At 37.3% G+C, this 10,899-nt stretch carries 5 protein-coding genes; all 5 read right to left on the reverse strand.

Features of this window, described 5'->3' with window-relative positions; all coding sequences use genetic code 11:
- Positions 1 to 61: 61 nt before the first annotated feature.
- On the reverse strand, positions 62 to 3,421 hold the full coding sequence (locus tag DIT68_RS07250; protein ID WP_146194153.1) for a hypothetical protein: 3,360 nt from the start codon (positions 3,419 to 3,421) through the stop codon (positions 62 to 64).
- A 137-nt stretch (positions 3,422 to 3,558) separates the two neighbouring features.
- Positions 3,559 to 4,665, reverse strand: coding sequence for a glycosyltransferase (locus DIT68_RS07255; RefSeq protein ID WP_109359161.1), 1,107 nt, complete (start codon positions 4,663 to 4,665; stop codon positions 3,559 to 3,561).
- 128 nt (positions 4,666 to 4,793) lie between these two features.
- Positions 4,794 to 6,197, reverse strand: coding sequence for a dihydrolipoyl dehydrogenase (lpdA, locus tag DIT68_RS07260; protein WP_109359162.1), 1,404 nt, complete (start codon positions 6,195 to 6,197; stop codon positions 4,794 to 4,796).
- 34 nt (positions 6,198 to 6,231) lie between these two features.
- Entirely contained in the window at positions 6,232 to 6,546 is a 315-nt protein-coding gene (locus tag DIT68_RS07265; RefSeq protein ID WP_109359163.1) for a DUF3467 domain-containing protein, read from the reverse strand.
- Positions 6,547 to 6,616: 70 nt separating this feature from the next.
- Positions 6,617 to 10,888, reverse strand: a complete 4,272-nt coding sequence (gene rpoC, locus DIT68_RS07270) for a DNA-directed RNA polymerase subunit beta' (protein WP_109359164.1) — start codon at positions 10,886 to 10,888, stop codon at positions 6,617 to 6,619.
- Positions 10,889 to 10,899: the final 11 nt, after the last annotated feature.

Here is a 10,899-nt window from a genome sequence, read left to right on the forward strand (position 1 = left end):
CCCTCACTAAAGTCATTAAACTCGACATTGAAAAGTAGCACGCAGATTTTAAATAAAGCATTTAAAAAAACGCCCTCACCTCAACCCCACCAGAATGAATCGTTTTACTTTCTTCTGATTGTCTACCATTATATTGTAAACTAATTTGTAGGTTTTTAGACAGGTTTCTTTGATAATTCACATTCCAAGTATAATTTCTTCCAGGTTTTAAAGATTCTAGCATTTCGTAGGCCAAGGCGCTATTTTGTGGTCCAGTGTAGTTGATAGAGACGATTTTAACCTCGGCGTTTAGACTTCCTTTTTCAATTTGATTCCATTTTAATCCCAAACCTACATCTCCAATAAATGCGCTTTCTCCTCCAAACTCAGCATCATTTCGTTTCTCTTCATATCGGGCATTTAAAGAAAGTCTAAAGGTAGTACTCGGTTGAAAAACCAGTTCAGGCTGCACCTTATGGTATTGAATTGAAAAGTCTCTTCCGGAGGTATAATCCGCTCTAGAAGACTTTAATCCTTCTTCGGCTTCAAGATTAATAGTGAATTTCCTCCACAAATTCCAGCGAAAATTTAAGGCATTAAAACGTATGTCTCGGGCATCAAATCCACTTGCCAATAAAGTCTTAGAACCCGTTTCAGAATAGGTATAGTCGGCTGCAAAAATTGGATTTGTTCTATTAAAGAAAACCGTGTTTCTAATTGTTGAATTAAAACTGATTAAACTGCTATCTTCTATATTTCTATCCAATGGATTGTATGTTCTTACAGATTGATTGGCCATTTTTCTATTGACCCTAAAACGAGCTTGATTCGAAAATCTCGAAAGTAGTTTAAGCACTTTTCCTTTGCTTTTCCAAATCCGTTCTGGTCTCCAAAATAATGTTTGGTTGAACTCATTAGAATAGGTTCTCACATATTCATCGCTTGGCGTAAAAACACGAATATATTTTGCTTGGTCTTGGTATTGCGCTACTTCGAATTCATTTAAATCTTTGACTCCGTCGTTGTTATAATCTATCCAAGTATAAACTCCTTGCCCTGCATTTACTTCGATATACAAAAACTCTCTTTTCAATTCTAAGCCTGAACCTACTTCATAAAATGTACTTGCAGTTAAAGCATTCTTCCATAGATTTAAACGATAATCTATTCTTCCTAAAAATGTATTTTCGGGTTGTTGATCTATGAGCTGTTCATCTTTAATTTCCAATGTTCTATAACTTACAAGTGTTGTTAAAGTAGAAGTTTCGTTGGTTACCCAATTGTAATCTGCTCCAACACTCCGACCTTTCGCAGCGCTTTTTAAACGAGTGGAATCGCTTTTCCAATCGTATCTTTCACGGTAAAAAACAGTAAATTTATTCTGTAAAGTATCTGCATTGGCTAGGAAAACTTTCCAATCATACCACTGGTAAGAATTTGTTCTCAATAAGGTATCTCCCAATTCAAATTGATTTAATTCATGATCATCCTCAAATCCTATTTTGATTTTCCCAAATTCTTGACTAATCTTAGATTTGTGTCTCAAATAAGTATTTTCCCCATCCGCATTAGCACTTAAATAACTTCCGTCTAGCGAAGCATTAAAACCTTTTCGAGACCAATCTCCTAAAACTTGTGCTCTATTTCCTTGATAATCTTCTCCGAGCGTATAATTCTGCGCCTTCAATTCTACTCCTCCAAAATCTTTATGCTTAATCCCTCCCGATACATGTGCCAAAACTTCTTGTCCTTGGTATTGCATATTTCTCACATTCCAATCTCGGTCAAATTCCACTCCCCTGTACCTTTCAATTTCTTTAAAATATTTGGTTCTGAATTCGAAATCCAATCCTGTCGAAACCAACCATTTTGAAGTAGTATCATTTCTTAAATGAAAGAGTCCATCTATGGTCGTTTTGTTTCCAAACGCTCGATTATCCTCACTGTTTAAACGCGAAAAAGTATTTATATCATTATTGGATGTGCTCATTTCTGTCATCATTTTCCATTTCTCATTGAAACGGTAATTCATTCCTGCAGAAATCATTGCATTTTTCTTGGGTGTTACGATAAGTCTCGATGGTTCAAAATCTCCTTGCGGTACACCACCAATTGGAGCCACCCACTTATAAACACGACCAACCGCCGTAAATCTATCAAAAATGTAGTTTCCATTTCCAACACCTACATTAGTGAAAGTTGCTCTATAAAATGCAGAATCGGGACTTACAGAATAAACAAGCACGGAATCAATTCCCAAAGAATCCATCAATTTATAAGTCACTTGATTGTCTAAGAAACCCACACTATCAATAGATTGCGTTCTTGCGAGCTCCAAGGTATCTCCAATTTTACTTAAAAGAAGCTTGTCTTTGGTGCTTAACTTTTGCTGCAAAGATTGATTTTTTGCATCTTGCTCGCTGTACATATTGAGCCAAAAATCAAACTTTTTACTTTCGTAATTTATGCTGGCTTGGAATAAAGAACGGGCATAATTTTGATCTGTATATTGAAATTCCACCACAATCCTTACATCCTTGGTGATTTGATTTCTTGGCGTAAAAATAATTTCTGCGCTGTTATAGTTAATTACATAATCGTATTCTTGTCCACGCTCTAGTAGTTTTCCGTCTAAGTAAACCTTCTCTGTTCCCGACAGCACCATAATAAAAGGCTCGTTTTCATTTCCCTTTAATCGGTAAGGCCCCTGACTACCTTCCATCCCTTGAATTTCGTTTCGAGCGAATTTCCCTTTTGAAAGTGCACCTGCACCTTGGGCCGTCCATTTATTTTTTTCATCACCCCAAGAGTATTGCCCATATAAACCTTGTGCTCTCTTATTATAATTCATGAAATATCCGGTTGGCTTTTTCAACCAAAAATCTCCAGCAATAATTTTATATTCTTTGCCGTATAATTGTATAAAAACTTGATCGAACTCTTGAATTTGATTCGTATTTCCGTCTGGTTGAATCGGTAGATTATCGTCTGTTACAGTTGCGAGGATGTTCATATTGTTCGAAATTTCACCAGACAATTGCAGATTTAAGGTTGAGTTTACAGAAAGGTCTTGGGAATTTCCGAAACTAATTCCTCTAGAAATACTCCCTGATTTTTTAATGCCTCCATCAGAAAAAAAGTTTAAGGGCTTCTCTTCATAGCTATAGAAAAAATCAGCTACCTCACCTTTGTTTTGATAAATCATTGAAGTATCGATGGTTTGGTAGGGCTTCTGAAAATCGATTGAAAAAACACGGTATCTTAGCTGCAAACTGTCAGAACAATCGGTTTTAGAATAGAATTTTCGGGTATTTCCATCAAAATAATAGGCTGAATCGTCTAATAAGGCATCGCCACAAAAAACTTTAAAACTGTTTTGGTAAATGGTTAAACTATCAATAATTAAAGTATCACTTTGGGGTGTTATTGTTTTCCATCTCAAATTAGACGTTTGGCTCCTCAATGGCCATATCGTTACCATTGAAAGCAAGAAAAATAGTATGATAATTTTAGAGCCAGGATTCATTCCAATAGCATAACGTTTTCACTTGGTGTTTCTTGCTTAAAGATAGGAAAATGTTAGATGCCTAGAGCAGTTTCCACCTTATTACAAACTATTTCGGCATCATACTTTCGAGCTTCGTCTTTTACAGCGTTGGCATCAAAATCCTGATTTGCTATTGAAACCATTAATTTATTTGATAAATCTTCAGCGTTTCCCGTTTCAAAGAGTTCCCCAAATTCGCCATGATTTAAAATCTCAACCGTTCCTCCCTGATTACTGCCCACAACTTTGCAACCCGCTGCCATCGCTTCGATGGTAACCATTCCAAAAGTTTCAGATTTCGTCGCCATAACAAAAACATCAATGGCCGAATAAAAAGTCTCAACATCAGGTCTGAAAGGTCTAAAATGTACACGTTTTTCGATTTTATTTTCACGAACATACTCTTTCAGTTTATCAAAATAAGCATCCGATTCTCCATGAGTGGATTCTCCAAGAAAAACTAAATCATGATGAATTTTATCCTTTATTTGATTAAAAGATTCTAACAATAGAAGTTGTCTTTTTTGCTCATCAAATCGACCTACCAATCCTATGTATTCTTTGTTTGTATCCAAGTCCAACAAGGTCTTTGCTTCTTGTCTTTCTGGCGCATTGAAATAGCGATCTAAAGACAAACCTGAAGGAATAACAAGCGTTTTTTCACTGGGAAAACGCGTGAGCTCCTTTACTTGTTTTTTCAACCAAGGCAAAGGACAAGACCACAGATCAAAACTGCTGTATCGTATCGTATGGAGCAAATCTCTTTTGGGAATCCCGATTTGCATTTCCATGAAATAAGCCAAGAAAAACTTCTTTTTTGACCATGATTTCGCCAGTGAACAAACACTCATATCTTTCGGATCTCTTACGATGAGATGCGTAATATTATGTTGCTTAATCTTCTTAATCAGTTGAGCAGCTTTTCCAAAATCGAAGTACTTCTTGTGCGGTTGAACAAAATCTACCGAGATTCCATTTGCGCTCGCTTCCTGATGAATTCTACTCCCTTTTTGCAATAAAATCACCACTTTGTGTCCGCGATTGTGCATCCATTCGGCGTTTCTTAATTGATTCATTTCTAAACCACCCCAACTCAATGAGGGACAAAAATAAGCGATATGAGTATTGTTCTTTGTCATTTAAAAATTGAAAAAATGCCTCAAGTTGATTTACTTGAGGCATTGATGTTTTAAATATAAAAAGCTATTCTAAAGGTGTTCATTACACCAATATGATTGCTGTTCCTTTTATCGGAAAACAATAACTGTTAAACGTGTATTGCACGATCTCCCGTCGCATCCATTGCTGCTTCACGAACAGCTTCAGAATAAGTTGGGTGAGGGTGAGACATGCGTACTAAATCCTCTGCTGATGCACGGTATTCCATGGCAACAACACCTTCCATAATTAAATCTGCCGCACGCGCTCCAATCATGTGGAATCCTAAGATTTCATCCGTTTCCTTATTCGTAATGATTTTCACAAGTCCTTGAATATCGCCAGAAGCTCTAGATCTTCCTAGTGCTTTCATTGGGAAAGAACCTGTTTTGTATTCTACTCCAGAATCTCTCACTTCTTGCTCCGTTTTACCTACTGATGCCACTTCTGGCCATGTGTAAACAACTCCAGGAATCAAATTATAATTGATGTGAGGAATTTGTCCGGCGATTTTCTCCGCAACAAAAGTACCTTCCTCCTCAGCTTTGTGTGCTAACATTGCTCCACGAACAACATCACCAATTGCGTAAATGTTATCTACCGATGTTTGCAAGTTTTCGTTTACCTCTACTTGGCCACGATCTGTAGTTTTGATGCCTACGTTTTCTAAACCTAAACCTTCAGTATACGGTTTTCTTCCTACGGCAACTAAACAGTAATCAGCTTCAAATTGAACTTCCTTATCTTTTTTATCTAAAGCGGTAACGATTACTCCTTCACCTGTATTTTCAACATTCTGAACTTTGTGCTTCATATTGAATTTCATCTTCAACTTTTTCAACACCCTTGTTAATTCTTTCCCCATTGTTTCATCCATGGTTGGAATAATAGAATCAGCAAATTCAACCACTTCTACTTTAGTTCCTAGTCGCGCATAAACTGAACCTAATTCAAGACCGATAACACCACCACCAATAACAATCATTGTTTTAGGTATTTCTTTCAATGAAAGCGCTTCAGTTGAAGTAATTATTCTTTCCTTATCTGGCTCCATTCCTTTAAAGAAATTTGGCTTAGAACCTGTTGCAATAATCGTTTTATCGGTTTTCAATTCCGTTTCCTTTCCTTCTGAATCAATCACTTTAATCGTGTTTTTATCCACGAAAGAACCGACACCATGATGAACGTCAATTTTATTTTTGTCCATCAAAAATTCGATTCCTTTACAAGTTTGATCAACGACTTTATTTTTTCGCTCAATCATTTTCTTGAAATCTGGACTTAAATCTTTCAAATTAATTCCATGCTCATCAAATGTGTGCGCTGCATTATGATAGTGTTCACTTGAATCTAATAATGCCTTCGAGGGAATACAACCGACGTTTAAACAAGTACCTCCTAAAGTATCGTACTTTTCAATAATTGCTGTTTTTAAACCTAATTGAGCGCACCTTATAGCTGCTACGTATCCACCAGGTCCTGAACCAATAATAGTTACATCGTATTTACTCATGATAAATATATTTTAATTTTAATGATAGATCAATTTATGCTTCAGTAGGAGGCGTACCAAAATTGATTGGTGGTAAATCTGAATTACCGGTGTTAATCGTCCCTGTGTTCTCTTCAAACTTTCGAATATTATCCTGTAAAGCGGTTAGCAATCGTTTTGCATTTTCTGGTGTCATAATCACACGCGACCTCACTTTTGCCTTCGGCATGCCTGGCATAGCTTGAATAAAATCAAATACAAACTCAGAAGGAGAATGATTAATTAAAGCCAAATTGGAGTAAACCCCTTCCGCAACCTCTTCTGGTAATTCTATATTGATTTTGTTTTCTTTTGTATTGTTATTTTCCATAAGAATAAAGGTAATAAAAAAAGGCTATCAATATAAATTGATAGCCTATAAAATATTGTTCTATTCAAGATTAAATCTCTTCATAATTAGCAGTTGAGTCAACCTTAACGTTTTGGAAATTTCTAACACCAGTACCTGCTGGTATTTTGTGTCCAACGATAACGTTTTCTTTCAACCCTAGAAGGTGATCGATCTTACCTGCAATTGCTGCCTCGTTCAGAACCTTAGTCGTTTCCTGGAAGGAAGCCGCTGAGATAAACGATTGCGTCTGCAATGAAGAACGTGTAATACCTTGTAGCATTGGTTTAGAAGTTGCTGCTATTGCTTCACGTGCTTCTACTAATTTAGCATCTTCACGTTTCAATTGTGTATTTTCGTCACGCAATCTTCTTGAAGAAACAATCTGTCCTGCTTTCAACTCTTGAGAATCTCCAGCGTCAGTTACAACCATTTGTCCGAAAATACGGTCGTTTTCCTCCATGAAATCGGCTTTGTGAATCGCTTGATTTTCTAAGAACCTAGTATCCCCTGCATCAGTAATTTCTACTTTAAGCATCATCTGACGAACGATTACCTCGAAGTGCTTATCGTTAATCTTCACCCCTTGCAGACGGTATACCTCTTGTACTTCATTTACCAAGTATTCTTGTACTGCAGTTGGTCCTTCGATGTTCAAGATATCTTTTGGAGTAATTGCTCCATCAGAAAGTGATTGACCCGCACGAACGAAATCGTTCTCTTGTACCAGAATGTGCTTAGATAGTGGAACTAAGTATTTCTTTGTCTCCCCAGTTTTCGCTTCGATAATTACCTCACGATTACCACGCTTGATTTTACCATAGCTCGCGATTCCGTCAATTTCAGAAACTACTGCTGGGTTAGATGGGTTACGCGCTTCGAAAAGCTCAGTAATACGAGGAAGACCCCCTGTAATATCCCCACCTTTACCACCAATACGTGGAATCTTAACTAAACTGAATCCTTGTTGCATCTCATCGCCTTCCTTTACAGAAACGTGAGCATTCACTGGAATTGGGTATGATTTCAAGATTTCACCTTTTTTATCCTTAATAAGGATCGTTGGGTTTTTCTTTTTATCTCTTGTTTCAGTAATTACTTTTTCAGTAAATCCTGTTTGCTCATCGACCTCTTCACGGTAAGTGATTCCTTCAATAACGTTCTCAAACTCGATAAGTCCGTTATATTCAGAAATAATTACTGCATTATAAGGGTCCCACTTACAAACTACATCACCTTTAGACAATTCACTTCCGTTTTCAGCAACCATCTCCGCTCCATAAGGAATGTTAGATGTCATCGCTGCCAAACCAGTTTTCTTGTCAATGATCTTCATTTCAGCTGAACGACCTACAACGATTTCGCGCTTAGTTCCGTCCTTATCAACCTTAGTAATTGTTCTTAATTCGTCTATTTCAAGTTTACCTGAAGCTTTTGCTTTCAAGTCACTTTCATCAGCAATATTAGAGGCTGTACCCCCAACGTGGAATGTACGAAGTGTTAACTGTGTACCTGGCTCACCAATAGACTGTGCTGCAACCACTCCAATAGAATCACCGATTTGTGCTTCTCTATTTGTAGCAAGGTTACGACCATAACATTTAGCACAAACTCCTCTTCTCAACTCACAAGTAAGTACAGAACGAATTTCTACTTCATCAATTCCTGCTCTATCGATTTCTTCCGCGATATCTTCAGTAATTACCTCACCTCCTTCTACGATTAAGTTATCGTCATTATCAAATACATCATGTACAGCACTACGCCCTACAATTCTGTCATACAATGGCTCGACCACTTCATCGTTCTTCTTTAAAGGAACAGCTACTATACCTCTTAAAGTACCACAATCGAATTCGTTTACAACCACATCTTGCGCAACATCCACCAAACGACGAGTTAAGTAACCCGCATCGGCTGTTTTCAATGCTGTATCGGCAAGACCTTTACGTGCACCGTGTGTAGAGATAAAGTACTCAAGAATCGATAAACCTTCCTTAAAGTTCGAAAGAATTGGATTTTCAATAATTTCTTGACTCGACGCTCCAGATTTCTGAGGTTTTGCCATCAGACCACGCATACCAGAAAGCTGACGTATCTGCTCTTTCGATCCACGTGCTCCAGAATCAAACATCATATAAATAGAGTTGAATCCTTGCTTATCCGTTTTCAATTGATCCATCAAAGTGTTGGTCAATCGAGAGTTTGTACGTGTCCAGATATCAATAATCTGGTTATATCTTTCATTGTTAGTAATAAGCCCCATGTTATAGTTGTCCATTACTTCGGCAACACTAACATTCGCTTTGTCTACTAAAATTTGTTTTTCTTTAGGAATAATAATATCATCCAAGTTGAAAGACAAACCACCTTTAAAGGCCATGTCATATCCAACGGCTTTAATATCATCCAAGAATTGAACTGTACGAGAAGTACCAGAAATTTTCAATACCACCCCGATAATATCACGCAATGCTTTTTTAGTTAATACATCATTGATGTATCCTACCTCTCTTGGTACCATTTCGTTGAACAAAACACGTCCAGCAGTAGTCTCAATAATCTTAAGAACTGGCACTCCATCTTCGCCTAAAACCTCTGTTTTAACCTTGATGTGAGCGTGTAAATCCAAACGACGCTCGTTAAGTGCAATCTGAACTTCTTCAGGGGAGTAGAATGTTAACCCTTCCCCCAGCATTACTCTATCTTCGTCTGTTTTTCTTCCTTTGGTCATGTAGTAAAGACCCAAAACCATATCCTGAGAAGGTACAGCAATTGGAGCACCGTTTGCAGGATTCAGAATATTGTGAGAAGAAAGCATCAAAATTTGAGCTTCTAAGATTGCAGCATTACCTAATGGTAAGTGAACCGCCATCTGGTCACCATCGAAATCGGCGTTAAATGCCGTACAAACCAATGGGTGAAGTCTAATCGCTTTTCCTTCAATCAGTTTTGGTTGGAAAGCTTGAATACCTAAACGGTGAAGCGTTGGGGCACGGTTAAGTAACACAGGGTGAGACTTAATCACGTTTTCTAGGATATCCCATACGATTGCTTCTTTTTTATCAACGATTTTCTTCGCTGATTTAACCGTCTTTACAATTCCTCTTTCGATTAATTTTCTAATGATAAAAGGCTTGTAAAGCTCCGCTGCCATATCTTTAGGCAAACCACATTCGTGAAGTTTTAAAGAAGGTCCAACAACAATTACCGAACGAGCTGAATAATCAACACGTTTCCCCAATAAGTTTTGACGGAAACGTCCTTGCTTTCCTTTCAATGAATCAGAAAGAGATTTTAAAGGTCTGTTAGATTCCGTTTTAACCGCACTAGATTTTCTAGAGTTATCAAAAAGTGAATCTACAGATTCTTGAAGCATACGCTTTTCGTTACGTAGAATTACTTCTGGAGCTTTAATTTCTATCAATCGCTTCAAACGATTGTTTCTAATAATTACCCTTCTGTATAAGTCATTTAAATCAGACGTAGCAAAACGACCTCCATCCAAAGGAACTAATGGTCTTAACTCTGGCGGAGTAACAGGAACAACTTTGATAATCATCCATTCCGGACGGTTTTCAATTCTATCCTGAGAATCACGCATTGCCTCAACCACTTGAAGACGTTTCAATGCTTCGTTTTTACGTTGCATTGAAGTTTCGTGATTCGCTTTATGTCTTAAATCGTAAGATAGCTGGTGAAGATCTAATCCTTTTAACAAGTCATAAATTGCTTCAGCTCCCATCTTAGCGATGAATTTATTAGGATCTGTATCGTCTAAGTACTGATTATCTTGAGGAATTTCATCCAAAATATCCAAATACTCTTCTTCAGTAATGAATTGCATAACATCTAATGGTTCTCCATCAGCGTTTTTAGCAACACCCGACTGAATTACGACATATCTCTCGTAATAAATAATTTGATCAAGCTTTTTGGTTGGTAAACCTAAAAGATAACCAATCTTATTTGGCAATGATCTAAAGTACCAAATGTGTGCTACAGGAACCACTAATTGAATGTGTCCCATGCGCTCACGACGCACTTTCTTTTCTGTTACCTCAACCCCACAACGGTCACAAACGATTCCTTTGTAACGAATTCGTTTGTACTTACCACAGTGACATTCATAATCTTTAACAGGTCCAAAAATACGTTCACAGAACAAACCATCTCTTTCTGGTTTATATGTTCTGTAGTTTATTGTTTCCGGCTTTAAAACCTCTCCACTTGACTGCTCCAGAATTAATTCTGGAGAAGCCAATGAAATGGTGATTTTATTAAAATCTTTCACCGTATTTTGAGTATCTTTTTTATACGCCATTTTAAACAAGT

The sequence above is a fragment of the Brumimicrobium oceani genome (genome assembly GCF_003143775.1).
GTDB lineage: Bacteria > Bacteroidota > Bacteroidia > Flavobacteriales_D > Crocinitomicaceae > Brumimicrobium > Brumimicrobium oceani.

What these genes read in the sequence shown, in the direction of transcription:
- DIT68_RS07265 (WP_109359163.1), bottom strand. Translation starts at nt 6,546, where the DNA reads ATGGAAAATAACAATACAAAAGAAAACAAAATCAATATAGAATTACCA.
- DIT68_RS07255 (WP_109359161.1), bottom strand. Translation starts at nt 4,665, where the DNA reads ATGACAAAGAACAATACTCATATCGCTTATTTTTGTCCCTCATTGAGT.
- rpoC (WP_109359164.1), bottom strand. Translation starts at nt 10,888, where the DNA reads ATGGCGTATAAAAAAGATACTCAAAATACGGTGAAAGATTTTAATAAA.
- lpdA (WP_109359162.1), bottom strand. Translation starts at nt 6,197, where the DNA reads ATGAGTAAATACGATGTAACTATTATTGGTTCAGGACCTGGTGGATAC.